Source organism: Halorubrum sp. LN27 (assembly GCF_016635065.1).
Lineage (GTDB): Archaea > Halobacteriota > Halobacteria > Halobacteriales > Haloferacaceae > Halorubrum > Halorubrum salipaludis.
Genome location: NZ_JAEPET010000002.1, coordinates 64,406 through 89,696, shown reverse-complemented (window position 1 = coordinate 89,696; position 25,291 = coordinate 64,406). Strand labels below are relative to the sequence as shown.

Sequence of the window (25,291 nt, the reverse complement as noted above, 5' to 3'; positions counted from 1 at the left end):
ACCGAGATATTAGCACCTTTCAGCGACCAGCCGTTTCAACCAGAAGTGTGTCTGAAGAAGAGGGAAGGTGTCATAGAACAGTTCACAGACCTTGTTGGCTGACCCGTGGATCGCTCAGTACGGGAGATCCACATACCGATGAAGAGCGGGGAGTTACCAATACCGTGTTTGAAATGTATGGTTGAATCATTTGTTTATAATAAAAACAAATAACCAGAAAAAAATCCAATCATAATGCCTATTATTAGTATCCACAATGCGAAACGTCGAAAAGAATTATTATCTGAGCTGAAGTTATTCTTTATCTCACCTGTCTTACCATCATAATCGAATATCGCAGATGTACAGTATTGACACATTGACGAAATTTCACTATAATCTGGTTCATCACCGAAATAGTGTTTCTCTAAACCCAGTCCTACACGGACCATTTCATCCTCTCTATATTCTTCTTCACAACTTGGGCAAACGTAGAGATCAACCTCTTCTGTGGTAACTTTCGGTTCTTCAATTACTATCGTTTTTCTCTCGATAGTAACCTTCTCTCTTTCTTGTTTTCTTTTTTCAACCATGTTCATTCCCCTATCAATTCTTGCTGTTTGTGTCTCCAATGCTTTGTAACAACTAAAAAATGTAGTACGGGTTAGTACAAAATGGATTAGTGCTGTACTCGCGTGCTACATCTTACACGGCTATAAGAACATTTCTCTAAACTGGCAGAAACATCAATAGCCAATTCGCACTTTTCAGCGACCGGCTGTTTCAGGCAAGAATGTGTCTGATGAATAGTATTTCACCAGAGCCCAAGTAAAACAATTATCCCCACTGCAGATCAAAATAGGATCAATGACGTACGAAAACCTCGATACGGAGTTGGTAAACGCACTTCTGGAGAATGGCCGTGAGAGCTTGCGCAATCTCAGCGACGAGCTTGATGTGTCGGTGACGACGGTCTCGAACCATTTGGCTGATCTCGAAGACGCAGGTGCAATTGAGGGATATACGCCAATTGTCGATTACAGCAAACTTGGCTACGACGTGACTGCTATTCTCCAACTCAAAGTCGATGGCCCCGGGCTACCGGATATTACAGATGCGCTCCGCGATGAACCGCAGATGATGAGTGTGTATGAGACTACTGGCGATTACGACATCATCGCGATTGGAAAGTTCATCGACTCCGACGGTATGAACAACCAGATTAAGCGCATCTTGGCCGATGCAGATGTCCAAGAGTCCAATACGAGCGTCGTCTTGAATGCAGTGAGTGAATACACGCAGTTCAGCGTTGGTGACAACTAGCGCATATTCGACGGTTCGCGTGCCGCCGCATGATGGCTGCTATCGGAGTTCCTTGACATGAGTCTCCAGCGATGCCAGTTCGCTGTAATCGCGTGCTGATTCCTGATATCTACTCGCTCAGACCGAGTTCCTTCTCGATCGATGTCTCGTTTATTGCTGCTCGGATCAGTGCTGGGTAGAACCGCTCGTTTTTCGGAAGCTGTTCGCCATGAGCTTGTTGCCACTCAACGTTGGCCTTGGAGTACCGGATGTCAAGATCGTCGACCACGTCGTCAGGCAGATAGATTGTTCGACCGTTCCAATCCTCACGCAAGACAAATCCTTCATCACCGGGACCGAGTGCGTCAGTCGTGTCTCCCGTTTCAGACGTTTCGATCGTTTCAGTCGTTTCAGTCATTTCGGGGGACGAAGCGGCTTTTTCATCGGTTGTGTTGATCGTTTCGGGCGTTTCTCTCGTTTCAGTCGTCTCGGACGTTTCCGACGTTTCATTCGTGGTGGTCGTTGCGCCAAAACGATCTGCAATCCCACCCATCTTTTCGCCGGTTTTTCCCAGTTCCTCGCTGGTGTCGTCCTGATCGTCACTCATTGGTCTGCCTCCACGAGTTCGTTATCAACAAGGGATGCAACTTCGCCAATTACCTCGGCCATGTCACTCTCAATCTCCTCAGCAGCGAAGATCGATCGTTCCTGTGCAGCAATTGTCCGCTGGAGATCCACCCGTTTGTACACGTCGAACACCGGAATTCCGAGCCCATCCTCAAACTCCGCGTGGAGCTGCTTGAGCATCGAATCAGCCTGCTTGTTGTGCTCGACGCGGTTCGCGACGATCCCGAGGATCCTGACCGCGCCGAAGTACTCGCGGACGCTGTCGATCTGCTTTTGGAGGCGGTCGAGACCTTGGACTGAAAGCGCCTCGGCGTACGCCGGGATGAGAACGCCGTCACTTGCCACGAGCGTGTTGTCCGTGAGGACGTTGATGCTCGGCATGTTGTCGACGAGGACGACATCGTAGCCAGCGCCGAGTTCGTCGAGGACCATCTTCAGTCGCTCCCGTGCCCGCGGTTCGCCATTTAACTCCCCGCCGGTCCGGTCAACCATGCGCTCGTTCGCCGGGAGCAGATCGAACTCCTTGCCTTCTAGGACAAAGTCGTCGACGTCGGTGGCGCGGCTAGGGTCCAAGAGGAGTTCGTGGAGCGACACTTCGCGGTCAAGATCGCTGTACGCCTCGTCGTAGCCGAGGATCGATGTGAGCGCTCCTTCTGGAGCGAGGTCTACCACGAGGACATCAAGTCCACGATCGGCAAGTCCTCCGGCAACGTGGATTGTGAGCGTTGTTTTCCCAACTCCGCCCTTCTGGTTGAGCATCGCTACGATCGCTGGAGTCGTTTCGATCGTTTCACCCGTTTCAGTCATATACTGAAATGAGAGAAACGCGATCGTTATAATACTATGTCAGACGCTGCTTCACCGACAACGAGAGTGGAGACAAACCGGCCACGGACAGTGACTCCGCAAAACCGATCGTGATTGCCAGCCGGGAGATCTGTACCAGTCGGGTCATGAACACTGAGTTAAGTAGGACACGAAGACAATATATTTTGGCCAAAGAAAGGTATATGTGTGGTAGAACCGTTGAGAAAAGTATGTCAGACGATACTCACCCTGACGGGCCGCCACCGTTTGATAGACCATTCGAGGAGGAAGATACGAAGCAACGCGTCTACGGAGCAATACTCCACGCTAGAGAACCGATGACAGCTGCTGAGATCGCGGAGCGAGCGGATTGCTCGGACGAATCTGCTCGAACACACCTATCTTTCTATGGCGACCTCGGCATCGTTATCCAACACGAAGGGCGACCAGCCAGATACGAGCGCAATGACGATTATTTCGAGTGGCGGCGGGTGAGCAAGCTCTCACGAGAACACACTATCGACGAGTTACAGACACGCGTATCAGAGCTAACAGATCAGATTGAAACATACCGCGACAAATACGAGGCCGACACGCCTGCCGACGTCAATGTCCTCGAGTACGGTGCAAACCAAGTCGATGATGTCTACCGAGAGCTTGGTGATTGGGCCACCACACTCGAAGAACGCCGCTTACACGAACGCGCACGGAGAAAGGCCGCCGGTTCAACGGCACCCTCACACAGTTAAGGATGGTTCCGGTGGACGATGGCGCAAGCCCTGCGCCGATAGACCGCGCTGTGATGGAGAGGATGCGTTCCCGATTTGCAGGGAGTCGGCTGGCCGACTCCGCAGAGATCATTGAAGAAAGTACGCTGGCTCTCCACATCGAACTGACTGATGAATACTACCCGGCTGCGGCTTCAGGACGGTTCGAGATACGCTGGTACACGAACGACGATTTCACGATCCATTATCGCTAGTTGTCCACTCTCTCGATAACCGCGGCGGCAAAAGCCCAGTCTCACACGGTAAGGACGGCGATACCAGACGGAGAGTGGCTCAAACGCTACAGTGAATTGAAAATATGTCGAATCTCTGTTTGGTTTCCGCTGTAGACATGGCTCAGATGGCTCTCAGAATACAGCTGCCGCTGTTCGCCAGCCTCGCTTCAGAAGCGAGGCGGCTCAGCCGAGTCCGTGCTCGTATCCTGGTGGTAGTCCTTCTCCGTTCGTCCGATGCTTCTCCTTCCAACCGAGTTCGTCGTCTAACACCTGTTCGATCCCATGGAGAAACGCATCGCCGAACGTGAACGCCACCGGAAGTGCTCGCCCACCACGCCGTGGTTGGGCGAGCACGGCCCACTGTAACACGACCCACAACTGCTCTAACAGGAACCCGACACCCACATAGAAGAGCCGAATTGTCGTTGATGGCGTCGTTGTCAGGGCACGCGCTTCCCGAAATTTCTCGTAGCTCTTTTCGATCCGTGACCGGTGGTTGTAGATCTGTGCCACTTGTCGCGGCGTGCGGTCTTCGAGACCGTACGCCGCGTATCCCGTCTGTTTGAGCCCTGACTTCCCACGATCACCGTTGTGGTACGTGACATTGACCGCCAGTGGATACGTCTGTTCGTACTCTTTGCCTTCACAGATCGTCTCCTCGGTCATCTGCGACGCGTTCACCGAGAGCTTCTTGCGGAGCGAGTCTTTCCCGGTCTTAACCGGAAAGACTGGCGGTGCTGTCTCCCGAAGCACACCGATCAACTCGCCAGCAAAGGCTGCTCTGTCCATGAGAATCTGTTCAGTCTCGAACGGATACGTCTCGACGCGGGCAAGCACGCGCTCGACCGCGTCGGCCTTGCTGTCGTCGCCGTCAACTGGTTCAACCGCCAGTGTCAGCGGCTTTCCCTGTGCAATGACAAACGCCGTACAGTAGCGATGACACTTCGTCGTGCCGTCACGCGCTTGCATCCGGCGGAATTCATCTTCGTCGTCCGGAAACCCGTGGAACGGATTGTCCATGAAATCGAGACAGATGGTTCTCGACCGATCGCGGTCGAGAACCGTCATTGCCACCAGCGCGAGGATATCGTTGACAGCATCAAGCATCGACTCTTTCTCCAGTGTGTGCAACCAGTCCATCACAGTCTTGCGATTTGGTGTGTCTTCCGTGTTCCCCGTGACGCCGTTGACCGATGTCGTGTCAACGGCAGCCCGTAAGACGACTTCCATGATCTCCTCGGAATCGAGGCCGGAGCCCTCGATTCCTTCCATCGGGATCAGCTCGAGCAACTCCATGCTAAGAGACTTCAACTGGCCGTTCGAAAGGAACTCGTCCGGATCTGTGAGGATGCGTTTGAGTTTTGGTAGCCTCATCACGCACCAATCCGGACAGCGGCTGAATCAGGCGACTGATTCAGTCGCCTAATTCTGACTACTACGTGTCAGCAACTGGTCTCTTGAGCCAGAGTGGACAACTAGCGAGTTTAGAATCCCCCATGTTATCGAGTTGGTATAGATGTATTTTCCAAGTGGTTCGTTGTCGATCTCGTGCCACTCAATATTGTATCTAGAGACTATATTTTGAATGATCTCTGTATCTCTCCCGCTCTTCCCGTCGCTTATTTTGGATTTTATCCATCCGCGTAATTCGACTGAAATATAGATGTGGAAAGTGACCGCAGCAGCGAGCAGTGGAGCAATTGGAGTGATTTTTAGGATTGATTCGAGCTGCTCTTGAGCGGTTGACTTCTCAGCCCCCTCGCCAAATATGATATCCGGGCTAGCGAACTGTTTCTTGATTTCATTTTCACGCTCCGCAATACTATCGACATGGGTTCCCGAAGAAATCCAGACTTCCATCCTACTCATTGTAAGCCAGTCCGTCTACATGACTGTATTGCTGATCCAAAACAGGATAACTTGATTCGGCCATTCAAAAACATCAGAATTAGTATATATACGGTGTGAGTAACTGTAGATGTCTCAAGCAGCCCTAAGTAGTGTATTAGTTACATCCTATAAAGTGAATAAAGAAACCGTGCTACGATCAACTGTTAGCAGTATCGAGCCGTTCAATCGTCTGCTCTGTGGCATTGTGGAGCAGGTGGAGCTTCGCTCCAGCCTGCTCCTCGTGGCGGGCTTCGAATTGGTCTGAGAGAAATTCGTGTAACCGCAACACCGTTCCATCAGCGATCATCACGTCTCTAAATCGGTCGATATCAGCGTCAACAGCGTTAGGAACAGCGACCTCGTCGAGACCGCGCTCGACGAGGTCGCGGAGATACTCTGCAAGCGTCGGTGTCAACCGCTGATAGAATCCACCCGGAGAGATCGTCTCATCGGCAGTAGAGTTGTAACAGCGTCTAAACCCGGCGAGTGTTCGGCTTTCGCCTGCGGCGAAGCCGAACACGAACGCCCAAACGAAGGCAGGGATCTGGAGCTTGCGGTCACGTTCGACCACGCCGAGTTCCTCGGCGTGCTCTTCGAGGAACTCAGAGGGAAACAGTGTAGTGAGTCGACGCATAATTCGAGATGAGGAGTCCTTGTCGTGCACAGACTGGACTTCCTCATTCCTTCCGAAAGATGCCTCGATAAGCCGCCGCTATCTCGCGGTTTCTCGCTTAACTAAAGACAGATGGTGGGGTGCTTCATGAAGTGCGTAATGACAAGACGGCGGCGGGATTGGTGGGGTATTTCATGAAGTAATTCTAAACCCATCAAGTAGCGATCGACCTACCGTAATGACAAGACAGCGGCGGGGTTGGTGGGGTGCTTCATGAAGTGCGTAATGACAGGAAGGCAGCGGGATTGCGGGTATGATTCATTAATTTCATATCTATATTGGCAGGTCATCTAATGACAGGAAGGCGGCGAGATTGCGGGGGTGCTTCATGAAATTGCGACCAGCCAAATCAGGCTCATACGTTCAGCCATCGGACGAAAAATCTTTAGAGAGCCTATCAAAGAACCTCGGGTTATCTAATACGTTCAGCCGAATTCACACAATTAGGGTTCAGGGCAGATGAAGTTCAGTGGATAGTCGCGTAGCGAAGGAATCGGGGCGGAGCCAAGTAACGGACGAGGGAAAGAGGGAGAGACGGGAGGCGGACGAGGAGGAGACTATCAAGGATATGATAGTGGATGGAACCCTCGGAGAGCGGCGCAAAGGACGGGAGAGATGAGGCGATGAACAGAGACCAACGACAGGCAAGCACCGACCACCAGCAGAGGACTACGGAAGAGCCACGACCAGTACCGGCGGCGAAGGGAGATAGCAACGACTGCGAGGTAGTGGGAGAGCCTGACTCGGAGGACTGACGACGGCCGAGAGACGAACCGGACCCGGAGCTCGACGACGGACCACCAGCTGATCGATAGCACTCCAGAGGCGAGCCACGACACCACCAGCAGGACTGACCCGGCAGCAACAACCCGACGAGCGATGGGAAGTGAGAATCGACCAGCGACGACCCTCGGCGATTAGACGAACGACTAGCGAAGTCGGCCCGACGACCAGGAAGCAACACAGCGACCTCGACCACCATCAAGAACGGACCACCGAGCGCGCGACAACATTGAGGGACCGCCGAGACGACACGACACCCGATGACGAACAGCGGCGGCGTGGCGACGACAGGAGGGAAGGGCAGATCACGATGCGAGAGTGCGGGGTGGGGCGCGGTCGACGACATCGAGAATCGCGGTCGCGATGTGAGCGGTGTGGGGTGGGTGGGCGGGGAGACGCGACCGTGACCGTACCAGATGTGACGCGACGGTGGGGGTGGGAAGGCGACAACAGCGAGACAGCGATACTACGGGAGCGGCGAAGCGACGGGGACGGCGAAGGAAATGACGACATCGCGGACCTCAAATTAGAGTGCTGTAGTTGTCTTTTAGGGTTAACAAGAAGTTAGTGTTATAGCCTCTTTATATACTTCGTGCTGTTGTCTGTTGAGATCCCGAATATATGGTCTCGGTTGGATCGTCTCTCATCTTCTGGGGACCTCACTCCAAACTGGGGGTCCCCGTGTGTGGACTACAGAACCACGGCTGCGGGAGATGGTCTGAAGCGTCGGTACTCGGGAGATTTGGATCGGAAACGTGGGGTGGGGCTGTCCGCCCGTCCGATCACGATACGCCTACCTCAGACAGAAGCGTCCATGACCTCCGCCAGTTCGCGGTCAATCTGCTCGACCTGCTGGGTCAGCCGTGAGACCATCTCCGTTTGGCTCTCGTTTTCGTCCGCGATCTCCGCGATTTCCTCATTCACGACGAACGCTCGTTCGGAGACATCGTCGACGGCACTCGATATCTCTTCGGCCACGCTTGCCTGCTCGTCTGTTGCGGCCGCGATCTCGCTGATCCCGCTTTCGGTCTGTTCGACCGCCGTTAGGATCTGTTTCTGGTTCTCGAGGACGCCTTGGATGTCGTCTCTCGCAGACTGGATCTCGTCGTTGGCTGCTTCGACCTCTTCGGTCGTTTTGGAGGCCTTCGCCTTGATCCTCGCGACGATTTCTTCGATCTCGTCCGCTTGGTCCTGCGAGCGGTTCGCGAGGTTCTTCACCTCGTCGGCGACGACCGCGAAGCCGTCACTGTCGCTGCGTGCCGCTTCGATGTTGGCGTTTAATGCGAGCATGTTCGTCTGCTCGGCGATATCGTTGATCACGCCGACGAGTTCTTCGACTTGTTCGATTTCGTCTCTGAGGTCCGCGACGTCGTCTGCGACGGAAGCCGATTTCTCGGCTGTGTCGTCCACTTGGTCGATGACCTCACCCGCGGTGTCGACGGACTCTTCGGCGAGGGTTCTTGACTCGGCGCTTTGGTTGCTGACCTCTTCGGCGCTGGACGCGATCTCCTCGACGGTTGCGCTGAATCCCGAGACATCGCCTTGGGTACTTTCGAGTTCGGCTGCTTGCTCGTCGACGAGCTGCGTGATCTCGTTTGAGCGGTTCGCAACTTCGGTCGTTGATTCTCCCAGCTGCTCCATGGATGTCTCGACATTGTCCGAGAGCTCTTCCTGGAGGTCGGTGAGTGTCTCCCGCTGTTCGACGACGGTGGTGACGTCGAAGAGCAGCTCGACAGCCCCAACGACCTCGCCAGTGGGTGTCTGGATCGGAGTCCCAATCGCGCGGGCGTGTGCTTTCGTGCCGTCTGGTCGTTCGGCAGATCGGAACTTCTCTTCGCGGATGGGTGTTCCCGTGCGGACGACTTCTTCAGCGAGGGTCTCGTCTTCGCCCTCGGTGCCGAACACGTCGTATGCGTTCATCCCGACGGCTTCGCTTGCGGGGAGGCCGAGGAGATCAGCCGTTGCCCTGTTCCACTGCGTGATGTCGCCGGCGTCGTCGACGACAAACGCCGCTTCAGGAAGGTCTGCGATGAATTGCTCGAAGGTGTGCCGCCAGAAGTCTCCGCCAGGCTCGGTGCTACTCTCTTGGAGCTGGTCGTTGTCCGTGGCTGCGGTCATACCTGGAGGCGTCTATCGGGGTTCATGTGGGTTCCGTCTGGATTATTGTATTTGATAGACTTGTCAAATTAGAATGAATTAAAATGATATAGGCGGCTTTGTTGAAATCCCATTCTTCAGACATATTCTCATCTTAAACAGGCGGTCGCTGAAGAGTGCGAATTCAGCTATAGGCCATACTAACAGGGCCTAGCGGCTGGTCATCATCCAAGTGTACTATCCCCTGCTTCACTACAACAAGCCTCGTCTGAAACTGCTGTAATTGTAACGAACCCCGTGTCAATACACTACTGACCAGAGTGCGAAATATATACCCTGCGTTGACCGCAACTAGGTCAGAACATATCTCCTGTAGAGGGTTTCAACAGAGCCATATGGGCAGTAGCCACAAAAATACAGTTCTGCGAAACATGTAATATCAGTTAGTGACACAAGTGATGTGATGCCTGTCCCCGTCGATGAGCTCATTACTGACAAGCCCTTCCCGGTCAATCCAGAATCGGTCGAGTATGAGATTCTCAGTTTCCTTATAACAGCCCACGAGTACGGCTTCACGCCACAAGAAATCGCAGCTCAAACAGGCCACAGCAAAGCAACTGTCTCAGACACGGTGGCTCAACTTGTCGAGAACGGACTCATCAAACAGACAGAGAGCGTTTATTATATCGAGCCATGGCGAGTTGATAAGCTAACGAATCGGCTGAGATCGCTTGACGCAGCTGTCAAACTCTTCGAAGCGACACCCACCGACGACAGCTATGCTGAGTCGGGCTGGGAGCAGGACGTTCCGAGCCTCGAATTAGATGAGCAGACAGAGATATCCAATAAGAAGAGTTCTCCGAGCGTAGAAGCACGAGCAGAAGCCCTTGTCACAGAAGTCGAAGACCACTACCCAGAGTAGTAGTGGTTCGAAGTATCGATCTCGCCTACAAGATACGGCTCACCACTCTCGGCGATCTTGGATTGTCACTGTAACTGCGCGAACAGTACGCACGATCCACAGTCACGCTGCTGTCCTCGAACAGTACTTCCACTCCGCTCGCCCGGGATATAAGTCACAGAGCACATAAGTTGATGTGAGGGAGCAGAGTGAGGCCAGTCTCAACAACTGGGTCCGCTCTAAAACGATGTCACACGCTCCCTCTCCCCTAAAAAAGCCCCGTGAACTCGTGAGGATGGCTCCTAATAGTTCAGAGATAGTCCGTGGCGCCTGCTCGTTCTGCGGCGAGACAGTCACTGGACGACATGCGATCATCCGGTATGAAACAGCCACCGGTACCCCAGGCCTGTGGGCTGAATGTCCCGGCTGTGGCGAGATCGTCGACCCCACCGATGATTAGTAAACAGTTCATCCAGCAGATCGTCAGGCTCGAGCCGTCATCGACAACGCACCACGAGTGCCGTCACTGTGGGTACAGTGTGGAGCAGGACGTCGATGAATGTCCACGGTGTGGCTCTCACGAAATTGCTGCCTACGATCTTGAGTAATTGCTGAGGTGGTCACGGTTGGTAGAGAAGGTTCAATTCCTTATGTAGCATCCGAACGCTAACATGGCACCGGTTGTTACATAAGGTATGGAGCAGCCGTCACCACCTACCTCGCTCCCGAAGTATCTCGCGGAGGGGCTCCCCAAACAGGATACGGAGACACTCCAGGAGGTACAGAACTATATTGAGACGCTCATCGAATATCGCGACCAGTCGGTCGACACTGACGAGCTTCCCGAGGCTGCCGAGCCCGTCGACGATCCCGATGGCGCAGGAAGCGGGACCGTCGTCAAAGAGAAAGTCACCTGTGGCGACGATAGCTGTAAGTGCGCTAGCGGAGATCCTGCGGATATGCACGGTCCGTATCTCTATCGGTACTATCGTGAAAACGGGACGATGAAATCCGAATACGTCGGTAAGCCAGAAAGTGAGTAGTGGTGTGAGAAGTTTGCCATAACCACCCGTTCGTGCCAACCTGCGGTCCTAGACTTCCCCGCGAAGGGTGTCATCAACGACATCAGCGAACGCAACGTTCTCACGCACCTGTTGTATCTCGACGGTGACTCGGTCTCCGACACTCGTTTCGGGAACGATCACAACGTAGCCGCGCTCGACTTTCGCGATACCGTCACCTTGGTCACCGAGGTTCTCGATTTCAACGTCTCGCTGTTCACCTTCCTCGACAGGCGGGCCGTCGTATTCGTGTTGCTGAGCAGCGTGGTCAGCTGACTGAGTGGCCTCAGTCGCGTCGGTGGCTTCGATATTCGACGTCGATGTCGATATGAGCGCAACACGGTATGTTTCACCCTCAGAAAGTGTCCCGGTGGCTATCTCACGGTCTGGTACAGTTATTTGATAGGTACCATCGTCTTGCACAACAGTCGCAGTATACAGTGTCTGGAGCGTCTCAGAAATGTCCATAAATGGCGTATTGTGTTGACTCGTGCCAGCTGACTTGTTTCTAGCGTTTCTAGTGCTCTCAACCGATTACCGTCGGTCTGATCAAGGTTCTCGAGTGACCATTTCAGGACTCATCGCCAGCATCAAATACGGCCGCAAAGTCTTCGAGAAGCTCCTGTGGCGATCGCTCATCACTACGAGACGGGAGTGGGGCTTCCCAGCATTCGATCTCAAGCGTGCGGGCATTCGACACTGACTCCGGTTCGGTTGTCACATTGAAAATTCCGGTATGATAGATCGCCAGCAGTCGCTGCTCATGAACGGTAACGTAATCAATTCCGGCCCGGTCCAAGACTGTAGAAACGTTAGTCGACTCAGATAACGAGACAGAGACGCTTGGAGACGGCGAGTCGGTCATACCAAGTCATAGGTCAATTCTACAAATAAAACCCGACTTGAGCAGGGTCCAGATACACCATCTGGTCAGTTGCCGTGGCCGGTCTGTCGTCTCCCAGCGAGTGCTGTGCGATAGCCCTCTCCCGGGCTTAGCTGTGATGGTCAACGTGATTAACCAACAGATACCAGTAGAAGCGCCAGTTAGTTGGTTAATTTTGAGCCTATCCTCAGAGGATCTTTCCAAGATCCCCAGTATTGTCTAGGCGTGGGGTGAAATTGGGTCTCGCTCTTCCGTAGGAGATTGTTGATACGGTCACGGTATTTTCACAAGTAGCCACAACCACCGATCTGAACGTCTCTCTAAGCCGAATAGAGTTCACCCGGGATAGACCGAAATCGCAAGACAGCAAGCTATCAACAATGTCCTACACAAGAGCGTTCGAGTGAGCTACCGTCCACTACTGTGGTCGTCGCCTTCGAGCGCGTTCCGAAGCCCGTCCGGGAGTAGGGAAAACGGCTTCTCCGCGTGAAAGGCGACGTTCTCGTAGGCCTGCTCGACATGTTTTCGCTTCGAGTCTGCACACTCCTCGGCGAGCGTGTCCAGTTCGTCCATCATGGACCAGAGTTCGTCCTCGGCTTCAAGCATCTCGGCGGTCAGCGCCAGTTCCTTGGTCGCCTTGGCGGCCGCGCGTCGCACGCGGCCGTCGTCGTCGCGGAGCGCGTCCGCGTAGAGGTCCCGCAATCGTTCGCGGTGGGTCGCGATTTCCTCGAGCGTCCACTCACCCGGTAACGCCTCGTCGGTGAGGTCCGCACCGACCGTTCGATAGGCCAAGCGCGGATACAGACTGGCCGCAAAGCGAATCACGGACTGTCGCTGGTATCCATCGTCGGCCTCGTAGAGGTCGAGACACATATCGAAACACTCGTCGAACAGGGCGGCTCGTTCCTCGAGTTCGGTGTTTTCGATTTCGTCGATCGCCCGATTCACGCGCTCGGTGTCGCCCGAGGAGAGTGCGTCAGCGAACGCCTCGTGAGTGTGATCCATAAGCGTTGTTGGTTGGATGGCGGCGTAATTCCTCGGGTCGGCCTTCGAGAGGATATCCGTTCCTCACCCGGCGGTGTCGTCGACGTAGTCTTCACGCCACCAGACGGTCCGGCCCGCAGGCGACCTGACCGCAGTCGCCGTGAACACCCCGATGGAGAACGTTTCCGCTACGGCCGTATCCGATCCATGTAGATGGGTAGCGAGATAGCGCAGTAATTCTGGGATCGCTTCGTCACTCCACCTTCTCCCGGAGCACGAGCAGGGCGTATGTCCGATCCTCGTCGAGTGACCAGATCGTGGCTGTGGCGAGTCTGGCGTTGACGTGATCGTCGGCGACCACGTCCGGATGTGTGTGGTGTCGATGTGCCAGAGTGTCGCTTCTTCGGACTGAAAGAGCGGAAGCGGATCGAGGTGCTCAGACTGGAGATGTTCGAGCGTCAGTTCCATATACGGTTTGTACGGTTGGCAGAGATCTAATCTGTTCAGCACGGGGAATTCTAAAGGAGAGCTACCGCGAACGAACAGCTATGGTCGACTACATCGTGGAAATCAAAGACTCGGTCTTTCGCGAGACACCACTCGCGGAGGCGAATTTCGATGAGGATGGTCGACTCGCCTTCGACTTGAAAGCGGACGCAGAGGAGTGGGTAACTGAACAGAACCGAGAACACACGAGCAGGGGGCAACTCACGCTACACACCGCTCATCCGACCGACACGTCGGATGTCGACGCCTACGCCGTCTTCCAGCCGGTGAAAGGCGTCTGGGTTCCAGATTCGTAGGCACACAGCCACCCAACCGCCCACCACAATTACTACGGGTTTAATCCGTAGATACCATACGAGCGATGGTTGATCCCGACCCGACACTCACGGAGGCAGCAGTCCGGGATCTGGCACGTCCCCAGTCATACGACCGGGGGGGAAACTACTACGCCGAGGGTGCCGTCGTCAAGCTCGTCCGGCGCGGTGAGACGATCCGAGCGGCGGTTGAAGGCAGCCAGTACGAGCCCTACCAGGTGCGGATCGATCTCGACGAAACTGGGGTCGTTGACACGGCGTGTTCCTGTCCGTACGATCACGGTGGGATTTGCAAGCACCGTGTCGCCGTTCTCCTGACGTACGTCCGCGATTCCGATGGGATCGACCAGCGACCGCCTATCTCCGAACTGATCGCGGATGCCGAGCCCGAGATCCTCCGTGACGTTCTCACCAGCCTCATTGAGAGTCGCCCGGAGCTGGCATCCCAGATCGAATCCGAACTCGAAACAGCCGAGTCAGAAGACGAGACGGAGAATGGCGAACACGGTCGAACTCCGGACATCAATCGCGAATCGATCCGCCAGCAGGTACAGAACATTCTCGGACCGACTAAGGGGCGAAGCGCTCACGCCTACGACCCGTACGAGGCAGCCGAAACCGACATCGAGAAGTTGCGAGGCCTTCTCGATCAGGCACGCACAGCCGTCGAGGCTGGCGACGGCGAGACGGCACTGGACATCCTCGAACCGCTGGCCAACGAACTCATGGACGAAGAGTGGCTCGCGCTCTCGTACGACGATTCGAACGCGATCTTCGAGTTCTTCGACGAGGTCGACCGAGTGCTGGCCGAGGCGCTGCTCACCGCCGACCTCTCGGAGGTCGAGCGTACCGATTGGAAGGACCGCCTCTGGACATGGGAACAGGAGATGGGGGGCTATACACACCATCCGCCGTACAATATCGCGCTCGAAGCCGCCCAACGGGGCTGGGATTTCGAACCACTTCAGCGAGCGATGCAGGGCGATATCGGCTACGCTGACCTCTGGGGAGGGGATCCACCGTGGTACGCCGAGGACTTCATCAGGGCTTGCCTCAACGTCCTCAAGCGCCAAGGTCGCAACGAGGAGTACCTGGATCTGGCGGAGGCTGCGGATCTGATCGATGACTACGTAACCAAGCTCGTGGAGGAAGGACGGATCGACGAGGCGATCGAATACGCCCGGCACAACTTGTCCTCCCCAAACGAAGCACTCACACTGGCCCAGACGCTGCGGAACCATGATCGGCCCCAACCAGCACTGGAGGTGGCCCAACACGGATTGACACTAGACGGCAGCGAGAAAGCTGAGCTGGCCGAGTGGCTCCGCGATCGAGCCGCCAGCCTCGACGAACCGGAGGTGGCCTTGGAGGCGGCTATCGCCGCATTCGAAGCCTCGCCGACGCTTGCGGCCTACCAAGCGGCAGAGGAACTCGCCGGTGAGGAGTGGATGACTATTCGCGAAGAGTTGGTGACATCGCTTCGGAACAAGGACACGACGCAGCGAGTTGCGCGACGGCACGTCGAAATCTTCCTGTACGCAGAGCAGTACGAGGCGGCTATCGATATCGCGGATCGATTTTCGGACTACAAGGTCGTGGAGCCGGTCGTCGAGGAAGTCTGGGATGAGCACCCAGACTGGACGATCGACGCCTGTAAGGAACAAGCCAAGCCAATCATCGAGGAGGGACAGTCCCAACGGTACCGACACGCCGTCCAGTGGCTGGAAACTGCCGGAAAGGCCGCCCGAGTTGTCGGTGAACTCGATGAGTGGTGTGTCTACGTCGAAGATCTCCGAGACGAACATTACCGGAAATACAAGCTCCGCCCGATGCTCGAGGAACTGTTGGAGGGCTTCACTGAGTAGTCGAAACCAGGTGAGGATAATGGATAGGACTACCAAAGACCGCGTTCTCACCGTGCTGGACGAGTGTGACATCGACCTGCCTGAAGATGGGCTGACACTGGGAAAGATCAGAGAGCGGGCTTTCAGATTCCAGTTCGAAGCAGATGACATGCTCTCGTTACAGATCGAGCGTCATCCGACGGTGTACCTTTCGGACATGGGTGTGCCGGGTGTCGATGCCTCACCAGCTCGGTTTCACGTGGTGACGGAGTATCAACTGGATTTGAACGACGAGACGTGGCATATCGAAGAACTTTCTTCGACCTTCGAGTACGAACCATGGCTGGTACTCGAAGCCGAGCTTGGAGCCGGAGGGCCCCACGAGATGATTCAGAAGGGGATCGAGGACGTCAGGGCTGCAGACGATCCAGAAGACACATTCGAGGACGTGTTCGGGTCGTGGATAGATCACTGGGAAGAGAAGTTCGACGAACTCGACGGCAGGAACGTTCCCGAGGAGGACAAAGAAGCGATCCTCGATCTCCTAGTCGGCGAGCTGAAAGAGCGGGCAAAACTCGATTGATCGGTGGCTGCTGTTCGTCCCGACATGCAGCTTCGTGCGACACGCTTTGTTGATTCCGATCGTAGGATACAGACATGCAAACCGAGACGTGGATCGAGCGGTTACTCATCGATCAACTCACTACCCACGACAGACGATACAAACACGATTACGCTGGCGTCGAAAAGACGACTGACGACCTCGTTGTAGCCTGTACGCAACTCGACGCAATCACGACAGAAGGTGGATCCGAAGAGCCGCCACTCGAAGAGCTTCTCTCGATGGATTCGGAGTTCGGACCTGAAGTCGAAACCGCGCTTCAAACACTGCAAGAACGGGGATTAGTCGAGTGTGTCGGAGAACGCGAGCGATCTGGGCCGTCGTTCGAATCAGGGGACTATGGCACGACAACCCTCTGGAAACCGACCGTCGAGGGGAGGGCCGAAGCGAGAGCGATCCGCGAGGCATATTCTGACGAGGTGGAAACACTCGCGGACTCGCACGGTGAGGAGTTCGAGGAGTTCCGCGAAGAGATCGTCTCGGTCGCCAGAACGTATGGAATCCTTCCGAGTGATGTCGAATAACAGACTACCAAAACCATGACCGATTCAGAGACGGAGATACTGGAGCGATTTGTTATCGAAGTCAGTCAGATAGGGACTGTCGACCATATCGTCGACCTGAAAGCAGAACCAGTCGGCAGGTCGACCTATTCCCCTCGTCAGGAGTTGCCCGGCGAGAAGCTGTGTGATCGGAGTACGCGCTCACCCGCGAGTGAATACATCGATTTACCGCGATATGCTGACTGGAAAGGTCTCGACAAGACGGCATTCGAGAGCGATGCGCCAGATGAGATCTGTTCGTATTGCTGGGCTGCAACACTCGATGAGATCGACCAGCTGAGACAGGATGCAAGCATGGAGGTAGAATCTCGTATCGGCACCACCGGCTACCGTCTTCGCTGGAAGCAGAAGGGTCGCGCTCGCGAGGAGTGGTACGATATCGTCGTTCGGCCGGAAACGACGATAGCAGAACTCGATCGGCTCGTGTGTCGATTCAGTACGCTCGATGATCTTCATCTCCGGATGTACGGCCTCGAAGACGAGTATCTGGACTCGTCACTCAACGTTCTCCCGGACCACCAGTATGAGAAGATCGACGACCCCTCGTACACGAACGCGAGTGGCGTGACGATCGGAGACATCGCTGAACGTGCGACGCTCCGAGAAGGGGATCGGCTCAGCATGGTCTACGACTTCGGAACGCCGTCACAGTACTACTGCATCGTCAAGGAGGTCTACGATCCAGACGAGATCGACGACCTGCTGGCAGTATCCGACACAATCGCCGGGACAGATACCGCCGCCATCATTGACGAAAAACGACTGTAGGCGGGACAACCACCCGCTACTCGTCCATATCGGGATACTGGGACGGTGCGTCCCCCTGTTCGTCGACGACCACGGGGCTACTGTCCAACGATGCGTTGCGAGTATCCTGGAGTTCGATGTAGTGTTCCCAGTTGTCACCCATGTCGAACGTGTAGGAGAGCGCTCCCAGCTCTTCCGGATTTAACTCGTCGATCGTGGTGTCGGCGGCGTTACCTTCCGGCGGCGGATTCGACTGGAGCTCGCGAAACCGCGCTTTGGCGTCTTCGGAGGCGTCGTCGGGCACGGCTTGATCGATGAAGCGGTCGATCTCCGCGTCGTCCATCGCTCGCCAGCTCGGGCCGCCGTCGTAGAGCTGTGGGTGGACGTAGCTCCGGAGCGCGATGCCGTCCTCGTTGCGCGTGATGAACTCGTAGGCGTGGCTGTCCCAACGCTCGAACGCCTCGAAGATCGCCTCGTGGAATTCGGCTAGTGTATGTGACCCGTCGACTTCGATATCCCGCCAGACCTCCTCGTCGGGTTCGAGCTCCAGTGGCGGATTCGGGAGCAACCATACACGAAACACGTAGCTCGTCATACGTGTATCTTCCATAGGCGGGAGTGTCAGTTTTCCTCACGACAATAGCGTGGTTCCTCGATCAGTTGACTACAGTACCGTTCATTCACAAAAGATCCCAGCGTCATCTACGATTTTTAGAATATCGGTAACGCAAAATGCTAAACAGTCGCCCCTATCGATTTGTTGTGTGAGCGACCACCACAGTCTGTAGACCCACCTCTATCGACTTGTTCCTGTCACCGATAAAACTGAGTCATCGATAACACCCTCGCCCCTATCGACTTGTTCGGTGAACACCCTACTGATTGAGCTGTGCATTCACGACGGTGCGGAGTTCGTCATTGTGGACGTCGTCTAGCCGCGAATCTTCTCGGAGCGTCTCGATGATAGTCTCCGGATTCTCACCAAACGTGAACTCGAGGTAGCTACCCGAGTGTGGTCCCTGACTCTTCCGCTCTGTCTCGACCAACGAATACGTCGTGAGTTCTTTCATCTTATTCACGTACGTCTCCTGGTGGTACTGATCCGAATCTAGGGTACCTGTCAAGTACTGATACACCCGGTATCCAATCGGGCTCCTTGCTGCACCAGTTCCATCCTCACGGGCCACAGCTGCAGTCGCGAACAGACAGAGCTTCTTCTGCGTACTAATCCCACGTGTCACCTCCAACACGCGGTTCTTCTCAACCTTATCTTGGGCTTGTCGAACGTGTTCCTCCCGGACTTTGTCTGCACCTGTTTTTTCCGCAATCGACCCAGCTGTTCGCATCAGGTCGATCGCCTTCCGTGCGTCTCCATTGGTTTGGGCAGCGAATGCAGCTGCAAGCGGGATGACGTCACCGCTGAGTGTATCCTCGTGGAAGGCGTCCTCCCGAGCCCGGAGAATTTCCCGGAGCTGGTCGGCGTCGTAGTCACTAAAGTGAACGTCCTCAGGGGTAAAGGAACTGAGAGCGCGACTTCCCACACTCTCCATCATCTTCGTGTCGTTAGTGATGGCAGTGACAGAGACTTGGGCAGTAATCTCGTCGGTGCTTCCAGCACGAGAGAGCTGATAGAGAAGGCGCGAAAAAGCGGGCTCGTCTTTATCTCGACGACCGACGAGCATATCGAGTTCATCGAGAATAAATACAACTGTATCGTAGTGGTCGTTGATCAGACGGTAGAGTTCGCGCCATTTTTTCTTGTTTGGAACTCCATGTTCCGGGACATCGACAGTTGTTCCGATGTCGTTCGCCACCTTTCGGGAAAGTTCGTAGACAGCTGCGCCGAGGGTTCCCACGTTCTGGCAGTTCATCTGGATGACGCCGAACCGGATATCACGGCTTTCGCAGAGTTCGACGATGTTCTGACAGACAGCGTTGATGATAAGAGATTTCCCGGTTCCAGAAGGACCATAGAGGAGAAGATTCGGCGGTCGCTCGTTACTTATTGCGACGCGAAGGTGCTGAGTAATATCGGTGAGCTGTGTGTCACGACCGACGATACGTTCTTCGTCGACGATCTCGTTCGGCTCAAGGAGCGACCGGTTCTTGATGAGACTCGCGGCTTCTTCCTGCTCGAGAATGAGATCTTTGATAGAACCCGTGGACTCGGAGGTTCCCTCGGGACCAGGATCCGTGGGCATATTGGGACCCACTCTACCAAAATACTAAAAGATTCCCCTGTCGATTTCTTTTCTGCCGGTATGACCGTCAAATCCACGGTATTAGAGGTTTACGCTGTTCCTCTCCGTAACCTCCGACGATTTGTTAGGGGTTATCGTCTCAACCGATTCAAAAGAATACCCACACACCCTCTCACCCCTATCGATTTGTTCCAGCCTCCAAGGAAGGGAGGGGTGACAGAATTCCAGATTGGACTAACGTCTCATCTACGTCACGATTTGGGGCAAAATTGAGAGTCTCTTCCACCTTCTCTTTTTCTCGCTCTTGGGTAGAGGATTGTTGGTGACGATTTTACGTACTGTTGGAGACAGTCTGCCTTGTTTTGCCGCCTAGTGACGACGGTCTGGGACGCTTTTACTGTAATATTCCGCCAGATTAACCCGGAAATGGACGCCGTCTGGCGATATGGCATCGCTCAGACGGCTTGCTTGGATGTGTCGAGATCTTGCCAAACAGCATGTTGATGATCCGGACGTACCCGCCGCGCCGGACGGCGCGGACGGGTACGCTGAGTGGGTACAGATCGCGTTGATCCTGTATCGCGTCGAACTCGAAAAGAGTCTCCGTGAGACCGAAGACTACCTCAACGAGATGCCCGGCGTCCTCGCCGTGTTTGATCTCGACGACGCACCGCACTACAGTTCGTTTTGTCGGTGGGAAAACGAGTATCGGATGCGTGAACTCCGCCGCCTGCTCCGCACTTCGGCGGAGCAGGCGGGCTGGAGTGGTGAAGCCGCAATTGACGCAAGCGGCTTTCAACGCGACCAAACCAGCTACCACTACCGCGATCGCGCAGACTTCTCGTTTCAGTCGATGAAGACGACGATCTTGATCGACGTGAATTCGCTAGCGATCAAGGACGTTCATTTCACGACGCAGAAGGCGTGGGACGGCCACATTGGGATGCAGGTCTTCCGCCGGAACGCGGAAGACCTGCGTGTGTTATCTGCCGACGCGAACTACTCATGGAGCGAACTCCGTGAGGAGTGTCGCTCCAACTCAACGCGACCACTGATCAAGCACAGAGAGCAAACACCGCTACAGAAGGCTCACAACGCCCGGATGAACGAGGATTACAACCAGCGCTGGATGAGTGAAACCGGCTTCTCGCAGTTGAAGGAAGACGACGGCGAGAAGCTCCGCTCCCGGAGCTGGCACGGCCAGTTCCGGGAGCTCACGCGGAAGTGCATCATCCATAACCTGACGCAGGCGGCGAGTTAGGGCTCGCCGCCTGCTCTCCCTTCTCCGGACGTATTTGGGAGAGGCATCGCCGTCGTCACCTGATCAAGGAAGTAAGATACCATAGTTTTGACCCTTTGACGACCACCGCCAGCGGCGGCTACTACATCTTCTGAGTGTAAGAACCAGTCTCTGACATCGTGAAACCGTGAGTTATCGACCCTACCCCGACGCAGTCTTGCGTTCAACAAGGCAAGACAGTCACGGAACCGATCAGCTCCAAAATTGTAACTCTACACGGAAAGTGATTACCAAAACCCCAGAATAGCTTAGCCTAGTGGTTCTTCGTTTCCGCAGGACGGGCACCGGGTGTATGTCGTTGAACTACTCAAAAGCCCACCTCCTTTTTCTGCTACTAGACCATGGTTTTTCAAGCAACTCAAGTGGGCAACTTCTCTGCACTTGGGACACTGAAGACCGTTACTACGATCCACCTTTCCATCGCAATAGTAGCACCCTCCTGCCATATGTTGTGTGTTAAACCTAGCCAACATATAATTTTCGACTACGATATAGACTTTTATGAGTCATAGCACAGTTTCGAGGATGGTTTTGAGGGCTTCTTCACCTGATTTTCGAAAAACTTCACGTCGAAGCTGAAATCCTCGGAGATACGGTGTGAGTCTGTCTTTGGAGACGCCACGGTGCGGCGAGAGCCACCGCCGCGCCAGCGAAGCGTGGCTCTCGCAGGTGTTCACGTGAACGTCTCCATCGACGTACTCGCCGTCACCGTGGACGACGTATTCCCGAGTGAATGCGTCATCCTCGTCAAGCGGTTCGTACGCCCGAAAGCCGTCGGTATAAACGGTCAACGACTCTTGTTGGCGGTCGGCCAGCAGGAGTCGAATCCGTGATTCGGTCGCGGCTTTCGCCGGTATCACGTACCGTTCATCGCTGCCACGATCTGCGAGAACAAACACAGGGAACTTGTCCTCAGCGTATGTTCCACGTCCGCGCGTGGACAGGCCACGCGAGCGCGACGGCTGGTCGCGCTCGCGGCCTTTGATCCCCGCTTTCACGTAGAACTCGTCGATCTCAACGGGGCCTTTGAGATGGAGTCGAGGCGCGTCCAGCGCCCGCAGGAAGCGCTGGACGCGCCGGTAGATCGTCTTGTAAGAAACGCCAATCTCTACGTCTAACTGTCTGAGACTCGTGTTCATGCGGATGTACGTGTAAACGGCGAGAAACCATTTTCTGAGTTCGACCGATGAGTGTTCGAAAACGGTGCCGGTCTGGTCGTTGAACGTGCGGTCGCAATCCTTACACAGATACCGCTGAAACACTCGATAGCTGCCGTAGCGGATCACAGATTCGCCACGGCAGCGTGGGCAATAGACGCCGTCACGCCAGCGAATCTGTGACAGCAGATTCCCGGCGCGACGCTCCGAGACGAACGTCTTGATTGGCATCATCGTTCGTCGGGTGGCGCGGTCGCGTCACCCTTGCCTGCTGTGACTTCCAGCTACTGCTGAGAAGTGACCAACAATCCTCTACCCAAGAGCGCTTTTTCTTCTTTCTAGTTCTAGCTACTAGCTAGATAGAAGAACACACGTCTATCGATTTGTTCTAATCACTCTTCGTCGCTATATTCTCCTCCTAATAGGATATTAAATAAGAAGTCAAGAAACCAAGCGACGAAGACCAAGATCGGAGTTCTTGTACACTGTGGTGAGTGATGTCTTGTTGCTCCTTTTATTTCTTCGACTAACTACTCTACACCCACTCCTATCGATTTGTTCAACCCCCTTTCTACACACCAATTATAACAGAATCGAATTTATAAAGATGGATTTAGCCGAAGGATATTATTCTGATTAACCATATCCACCTTGGCTCCCCCGTGATTGACCCACCTCACCACTCTTTCTCGTTAGAACAAATCGATAGGGGTGGGTGTGTGGTCCTAGGGACACGGTCGTGGTGAATCCCCCGACTACGTGTAGGAGTGGTCCTATGCTCAATTTTGATCAGCAATGGAAACCTCCCACTAGGGCGTGGAAAGAACTTCTCTCCACTAATTCAATACCGATCTCCTATGGGTAACTCCTCGCGAAACAAATCGATAGAGGTGACCCTCTATATACAGGTGGTTTTGTTGAACAAGTCGACAGAGGGGTGCGTCTAGTGGTAAAATATCTTGAATCCGTGGACCCAGTCGTATCTTCCTGTTATATTTCACCTCCGTCACCACAACCAAAAAGTGACTATAACCACCCAATGACGAATCCATCGATAATCTCTGTCAACAACCTCAGACATTTATCATCGCGCTCTCTCACTACGAATATGTCGTTTCGGGTCAGCTGGCACAATCTCCTTGAGCGGTTAGATGACCTCCCGGAAGGAGCGACGCTCCGGACACCACTCTCGAACGACCGGTTTCAGATAACTGGCGTCCAGGAACACCGTGTCATCATCAGATTCTCAGATAGCGGTGAGTCGCGACCGCTTCAAAAAGACCAGTTCGAGACACTATATCGACGTGTCTCCGACTCTACCGATGGGTTCGACCTTGATCGACTCCCACCCGATGCGGATCCATACCCGACGGTATTGAGTCTCCATCCACGATTCGAGGTGAACGACGACCGAGGTGTGATAATCGAGACCGAAGCGCCAACCACCTCATTGTTATTGGACGAGGACCCGCCCTCTGAGCCTGCTCCCGACGAACGGACAGAACCTGATCTCGATGTCTACGCGGATGCGCTGTTGCTCGTCGACGCGCTGGAACGTCACGAGGTTACAGCGCTTGAAGGGGTCGAGACAGGGACACTCATCGACCTGTATACCTTGCTCTCGGACGTTCAACGGAACGCCAACGACCTCCGCAAGGAGATCGCGGACACGCTCTTAGACCGACTCCATCACGACCGACCGGTCTCGGGATCGTACGGCTCGGTCCAGCGGACAACTCGGACGAACCGCTCGCTCAAAGATGACGACGAGGTGCTGGACACGCTCGAATCAGCGGGGATCGACCGTGATCGGGTGGTGAGCGTTGATCGCGGGAAGGTTGACGACGCCCTCGAAGTGACTGATGTTGCTGAAAGCGACGTTTACGAAATTGAAGAAACCGAGTACGTTCGGAAAGCCGAGGTGGACGAAGACCGCAAGGAGACACGGCTCCAAGGGCTGAAAGACCAACTTGCGGCGAGCGATGCTGACGACGCCGACCAGCTTCGCGACGAAGTCGAAGAGCTCGAATCGAGGATTGAGGAACTGACCGAATTCAAGTCTGGACAGTCGTATCACACGCGCTCGAATGCCGACCGATGAGTCCGTCTGGCGACGTGACGGGGCGAGACACGTTACGGTCGACGTCGGCCCGAACGTGGGTGTTTCTCAACGGTCGACGCGAGTCCCTCGAGGCTCTCCAGCACAGGTAGTTTATGTGTCTGATGTGAGAATCGTTGGTATGGGTGACCCGGATTCTCCAACCGTCTCGGCATCTCTCTCTAGTCCCACGGATATTCCAGCAGTCCTGAATCGAGCTGGCATCGATCACGTGAGTGTCCATGATCACCGACTCCTTGCTATCTATCACACGGCAATTCTCAACGTGACGACTGATCCGCATCAGATATCGGATGCACAAACACTCGAGGTCGAATGCTGGGAGGATCCAATTCCATCTCGTGCTGATGGAAAGTCGTCACAAGATATTCTTCAGGACTTCACCGACGTGTTCGACTGAAGATAGTGTATACACTGTTCTGTGACTACTCAGTCGGTGACTCGCTCGCGAGTCACAGCGATGAGTAGCCACAAGAACAGCCACGCGAACAGAAACACGACGAGGAGCCCAGTTGGAGACAGGGCTCCAAGCGGACTCATGAGATCGGCTAACACTGGGAGGGAGAGGAGAAAAATAATTCCAGCCCCCACGCTCCCACCGAGGCACTCAACGAGTGGCCAGACTGCGGTTTCACCCGTCTCAATGTCGCTATCTGGGTGGTGGTGCGACTCTGCCCCCGCATAGCTTGGTGTGGCCATACATACCACCTATCAAAAAGTACATATTCGATCGTTATAAATCTGTCTTCGGAAGCCTCATAGAGTGAAACGCCTTCTTAGTGATTTTTAGCCCTGAGTAAGCCGTACCGCCCTACAACTGGCAACGTGACGAGATGGACAGACAGGCCACGGTCGATGTCGACCGTGACGTGGGCTCAGGATTCACTTGTCAGCGATGCCTGCTGCCTTATGTAACATTTACCGTCC

General features: G+C 54.7%; 25 protein-coding genes and 1 pseudogene. 12 read left to right on the top strand and 14 right to left on the bottom strand.

The genetic code is table 11. From position 1 onward, the window contains the following. Window positions 1-194 precede the first annotated feature (194 nt). Complete coding sequence (locus JIN95_RS16280) at window positions 195-611, bottom strand: hypothetical protein (protein ID WP_200532224.1); 417 nt, start codon at window positions 609-611, stop codon at window positions 195-197. A gap of 235 nt (window positions 612-846) precedes the next feature. Here JIN95_RS16280 and lrp point away from each other — a divergent pair, with 235 nt between their 5' ends. Continuing rightward, on the top strand, window positions 847-1,302 hold the full coding sequence (lrp, locus tag JIN95_RS16275) for an HTH-type transcriptional regulator Lrp (RefSeq protein WP_200532223.1): 456 nt from the start codon (window positions 847-849) through the stop codon (window positions 1,300-1,302). A 109-nt stretch (window positions 1,303-1,411) separates the two neighbouring features. On the opposite strand, the gene JIN95_RS16270 is transcribed toward lrp, so the two are convergent. Together JIN95_RS16270 and JIN95_RS16265 are read right to left on the bottom strand one after the other, a co-directional pair. Beyond that, window positions 1,412-1,888: an HNH endonuclease gene (locus tag JIN95_RS16270; protein WP_200532222.1), complete on the bottom strand. Its 477-nt coding sequence runs from the start codon at window positions 1,886-1,888 to the stop codon at window positions 1,412-1,414. Further along, window positions 1,885-2,715, bottom strand: a complete 831-nt coding sequence (locus JIN95_RS16265; RefSeq protein WP_200532221.1) for a ParA family protein — start codon at window positions 2,713-2,715, stop codon at window positions 1,885-1,887. Before JIN95_RS16265 ends, JIN95_RS16270 begins: the two co-directional genes overlap by 4 nt. Before the next feature lie 230 nt (window positions 2,716-2,945). Here JIN95_RS16265 and JIN95_RS16260 point away from each other — a divergent pair, with 230 nt between their 5' ends. Beyond that, window positions 2,946-3,464: a transcriptional regulator gene (locus JIN95_RS16260; RefSeq protein WP_234699408.1), complete on the top strand. Its 519-nt coding sequence runs from the start codon at window positions 2,946-2,948 to the stop codon at window positions 3,462-3,464. 437 nt (window positions 3,465-3,901) lie between these two features. Here JIN95_RS16260 and JIN95_RS16255 read toward each other — a convergent pair whose 3' ends face one another. The 4 genes and pseudogenes from JIN95_RS16255 to JIN95_RS16240 all read right to left on the bottom strand — a co-directional run bounded on the left by JIN95_RS16255 (window position 3,902) and on the right by JIN95_RS16240 (window position 9,182). Further along, window positions 3,902-5,092, bottom strand: a complete 1,191-nt coding sequence (locus JIN95_RS16255; RefSeq protein ID WP_200532220.1) for an ISH3 family transposase — start codon at window positions 5,090-5,092, stop codon at window positions 3,902-3,904. Window positions 5,093-5,140: 48 nt separating this feature from the next. Then, window positions 5,141-5,578, bottom strand: a complete 438-nt coding sequence (locus JIN95_RS16250) for a hypothetical protein (protein ID WP_200532219.1) — start codon at window positions 5,576-5,578, stop codon at window positions 5,141-5,143. 202 nt (window positions 5,579-5,780) lie between these two features. Then, window positions 5,781-6,242, bottom strand: a pseudogene (locus JIN95_RS16245) (IS4 family transposase); the annotation flags it as partial. A gap of 1,620 nt (window positions 6,243-7,862) precedes the next feature. After that, entirely contained in the window at window positions 7,863-9,182 is a 1,320-nt protein-coding gene (locus tag JIN95_RS16240; RefSeq protein WP_200532218.1) for a methyl-accepting chemotaxis protein, read from the bottom strand. Window positions 9,183-9,624: 442 nt separating this feature from the next. Between JIN95_RS16240 and JIN95_RS16235 the strand changes: the two genes are divergently transcribed. Next, complete coding sequence (locus JIN95_RS16235) at window positions 9,625-10,083, top strand: helix-turn-helix domain-containing protein (RefSeq protein ID WP_200532217.1); 459 nt, start codon at window positions 9,625-9,627, stop codon at window positions 10,081-10,083. A gap of 674 nt (window positions 10,084-10,757) precedes the next feature. Continuing rightward, window positions 10,758-11,105, top strand: a complete 348-nt coding sequence (locus tag JIN95_RS16230; RefSeq protein ID WP_200532216.1) for a DUF6788 family protein — start codon at window positions 10,758-10,760, stop codon at window positions 11,103-11,105. Between the two features lie 48 nt (window positions 11,106-11,153). Here JIN95_RS16230 and JIN95_RS16225 read toward each other — a convergent pair whose 3' ends face one another. From JIN95_RS16225 to JIN95_RS16215, 3 genes are all read right to left on the bottom strand, one after another. After that, complete coding sequence (locus JIN95_RS16225; protein ID WP_082222555.1) at window positions 11,154-11,591, bottom strand: TRAM domain-containing protein; 438 nt, start codon at window positions 11,589-11,591, stop codon at window positions 11,154-11,156. A gap of 103 nt (window positions 11,592-11,694) precedes the next feature. Next, window positions 11,695-11,988 (bottom strand): hypothetical protein, encoded by a 294-nt coding sequence (locus JIN95_RS16220; RefSeq protein ID WP_123619544.1) that lies wholly within the window; start codon window positions 11,986-11,988, stop codon window positions 11,695-11,697. A gap of 426 nt (window positions 11,989-12,414) precedes the next feature. Next, complete coding sequence (locus JIN95_RS16215) at window positions 12,415-12,954, bottom strand: hypothetical protein (protein WP_321169274.1); 540 nt, start codon at window positions 12,952-12,954, stop codon at window positions 12,415-12,417. A gap of 584 nt (window positions 12,955-13,538) precedes the next feature. Here JIN95_RS16215 and JIN95_RS16210 point away from each other — a divergent pair. The 5 genes from JIN95_RS16210 (at window position 13,539) to JIN95_RS16190 (ending at window position 17,608) form a co-directional block, all read left to right on the top strand. Next, complete coding sequence (locus JIN95_RS16210) at window positions 13,539-13,793, top strand: hypothetical protein (RefSeq protein ID WP_050033709.1); 255 nt, start codon at window positions 13,539-13,541, stop codon at window positions 13,791-13,793. 65 nt (window positions 13,794-13,858) lie between these two features. Further along, window positions 13,859-15,676 carry an SWIM zinc finger family protein gene (locus JIN95_RS16205; RefSeq protein ID WP_200532215.1) on the top strand — a complete coding sequence of 606 codons (1,818 nt, stop codon included), beginning with the start codon at window positions 13,859-13,861 and terminating at the stop codon, window positions 15,674-15,676. Between the two features lie 19 nt (window positions 15,677-15,695). Further along, window positions 15,696-16,238, top strand: a complete 543-nt coding sequence (locus tag JIN95_RS16200) for a hypothetical protein (RefSeq protein WP_050033708.1) — start codon at window positions 15,696-15,698, stop codon at window positions 16,236-16,238. Between the two features lie 74 nt (window positions 16,239-16,312). Further along, window positions 16,313-16,801, top strand: coding sequence for a hypothetical protein (locus JIN95_RS16195; protein WP_050033707.1), 489 nt, complete (start codon window positions 16,313-16,315; stop codon window positions 16,799-16,801). A 15-nt stretch (window positions 16,802-16,816) separates the two neighbouring features. Continuing rightward, a complete protein-coding gene (locus JIN95_RS16190) occupies window positions 16,817-17,608 on the top strand; it encodes a hypothetical protein (RefSeq protein ID WP_200532214.1) in 792 nt (263 codons plus the stop codon). 16 nt (window positions 17,609-17,624) lie between these two features. On the opposite strand, the gene JIN95_RS16185 is transcribed toward JIN95_RS16190, so the two are convergent. Further along, on the bottom strand, window positions 17,625-18,182 hold the full coding sequence (locus JIN95_RS16185) for a hypothetical protein (protein WP_050033715.1): 558 nt from the start codon (window positions 18,180-18,182) through the stop codon (window positions 17,625-17,627). 280 nt (window positions 18,183-18,462) lie between these two features. Then, a complete protein-coding gene (locus tag JIN95_RS16180; protein WP_050033705.1) occupies window positions 18,463-19,788 on the bottom strand; it encodes an orc1/cdc6 family replication initiation protein in 1,326 nt (441 codons plus the stop codon). 445 nt (window positions 19,789-20,233) lie between these two features. Between JIN95_RS16180 and JIN95_RS16175 the strand changes: the two genes are divergently transcribed. Beyond that, window positions 20,234-21,049 carry an IS5 family transposase gene (locus JIN95_RS16175; protein WP_128906796.1) on the top strand — a complete coding sequence of 272 codons (816 nt, stop codon included), beginning with the start codon at window positions 20,234-20,236 and terminating at the stop codon, window positions 21,047-21,049. A gap of 545 nt (window positions 21,050-21,594) precedes the next feature. Here JIN95_RS16175 and JIN95_RS16170 read toward each other — a convergent pair. Next, entirely contained in the window at window positions 21,595-22,479 is an 885-nt protein-coding gene (locus JIN95_RS16170; protein WP_200532213.1) for an IS1595 family transposase, read from the bottom strand. 874 nt (window positions 22,480-23,353) lie between these two features. Between JIN95_RS16170 and JIN95_RS16165 the strand changes: the two genes are divergently transcribed. Together JIN95_RS16165 and JIN95_RS16160 are read left to right on the top strand one after the other, a co-directional pair. Beyond that, on the top strand, window positions 23,354-24,346 hold the full coding sequence (locus JIN95_RS16165; RefSeq protein WP_200532212.1) for a hypothetical protein: 993 nt from the start codon (window positions 23,354-23,356) through the stop codon (window positions 24,344-24,346). 139 nt (window positions 24,347-24,485) lie between these two features. Next, window positions 24,486-24,764 carry a hypothetical protein gene (locus JIN95_RS16160; protein WP_154020418.1) on the top strand — a complete coding sequence of 93 codons (279 nt, stop codon included), beginning with the start codon at window positions 24,486-24,488 and terminating at the stop codon, window positions 24,762-24,764. Between the two features lie 29 nt (window positions 24,765-24,793). Here the strand turns inward: JIN95_RS16160 and JIN95_RS16155 are convergent, their stop codons facing one another. After that, window positions 24,794-25,063 (bottom strand): hypothetical protein, encoded by a 270-nt coding sequence (locus JIN95_RS16155; protein ID WP_050032830.1) that lies wholly within the window; start codon window positions 25,061-25,063, stop codon window positions 24,794-24,796. Window positions 25,064-25,291: the final 228 nt, after the last annotated feature.

Excerpts from the sequence above, each read along its gene's own strand:
- JIN95_RS16175 (WP_128906796.1), top strand. The coding sequence starts at position 20,234 with ATGGCATCGCTCAGACGGCTTGCTTGGATGTGTCGAGATCTTGCCAAA.
- JIN95_RS16230 (WP_200532216.1), top strand. The coding sequence starts at position 10,758 with ATGGAGCAGCCGTCACCACCTACCTCGCTCCCGAAGTATCTCGCGGAG.
- JIN95_RS16195 (WP_050033707.1), top strand. The coding sequence starts at position 16,313 with ATGCAAACCGAGACGTGGATCGAGCGGTTACTCATCGATCAACTCACT.
- JIN95_RS16185 (WP_050033715.1), bottom strand. The coding sequence starts at position 18,182 with ATGACGAGCTACGTGTTTCGTGTATGGTTGCTCCCGAATCCGCCACTG.
- JIN95_RS16255 (WP_200532220.1), bottom strand. The coding sequence starts at position 5,092 with ATGAGGCTACCAAAACTCAAACGCATCCTCACAGATCCGGACGAGTTC.
- JIN95_RS16160 (WP_154020418.1), top strand. The coding sequence starts at position 24,486 with ATGGGTGACCCGGATTCTCCAACCGTCTCGGCATCTCTCTCTAGTCCC.
- JIN95_RS16225 (WP_082222555.1), bottom strand. The coding sequence starts at position 11,591 with ATGGACATTTCTGAGACGCTCCAGACACTGTATACTGCGACTGTTGTG.
- JIN95_RS16165 (WP_200532212.1), top strand. The coding sequence starts at position 23,354 with ATGTCGTTTCGGGTCAGCTGGCACAATCTCCTTGAGCGGTTAGATGAC.
- JIN95_RS16170 (WP_200532213.1), bottom strand. The coding sequence starts at position 22,479 with ATGATGCCAATCAAGACGTTCGTCTCGGAGCGTCGCGCCGGGAATCTG.
- JIN95_RS16235 (WP_200532217.1), top strand. The coding sequence starts at position 9,625 with ATGCCTGTCCCCGTCGATGAGCTCATTACTGACAAGCCCTTCCCGGTC.
- JIN95_RS16270 (WP_200532222.1), bottom strand. The coding sequence starts at position 1,888 with ATGAGTGACGATCAGGACGACACCAGCGAGGAACTGGGAAAAACCGGC.
- JIN95_RS16250 (WP_200532219.1), bottom strand. The coding sequence starts at position 5,578 with ATGGAAGTCTGGATTTCTTCGGGAACCCATGTCGATAGTATTGCGGAG.
- JIN95_RS16210 (WP_050033709.1), top strand. The coding sequence starts at position 13,539 with ATGGTCGACTACATCGTGGAAATCAAAGACTCGGTCTTTCGCGAGACA.
- JIN95_RS16180 (WP_050033705.1), bottom strand. The coding sequence starts at position 19,788 with ATGCCCACGGATCCTGGTCCCGAGGGAACCTCCGAGTCCACGGGTTCT.
- JIN95_RS16200 (WP_050033708.1), top strand. The coding sequence starts at position 15,696 with ATGGATAGGACTACCAAAGACCGCGTTCTCACCGTGCTGGACGAGTGT.
- JIN95_RS16190 (WP_200532214.1), top strand. The coding sequence starts at position 16,817 with ATGACCGATTCAGAGACGGAGATACTGGAGCGATTTGTTATCGAAGTC.
- JIN95_RS16260 (WP_234699408.1), top strand. The coding sequence starts at position 2,946 with ATGTCAGACGATACTCACCCTGACGGGCCGCCACCGTTTGATAGACCA.
- JIN95_RS16240 (WP_200532218.1), bottom strand. The coding sequence starts at position 9,182 with ATGACCGCAGCCACGGACAACGACCAGCTCCAAGAGAGTAGCACCGAG.
- JIN95_RS16155 (WP_050032830.1), bottom strand. The coding sequence starts at position 25,063 with ATGGCCACACCAAGCTATGCGGGGGCAGAGTCGCACCACCACCCAGAT.
- JIN95_RS16265 (WP_200532221.1), bottom strand. The coding sequence starts at position 2,715 with ATGACTGAAACGGGTGAAACGATCGAAACGACTCCAGCGATCGTAGCG.
- lrp (WP_200532223.1), top strand. The coding sequence starts at position 847 with ATGACGTACGAAAACCTCGATACGGAGTTGGTAAACGCACTTCTGGAG.
- JIN95_RS16205 (WP_200532215.1), top strand. The coding sequence starts at position 13,859 with ATGGTTGATCCCGACCCGACACTCACGGAGGCAGCAGTCCGGGATCTG.
- JIN95_RS16220 (WP_123619544.1), bottom strand. The coding sequence starts at position 11,988 with ATGACCGACTCGCCGTCTCCAAGCGTCTCTGTCTCGTTATCTGAGTCG.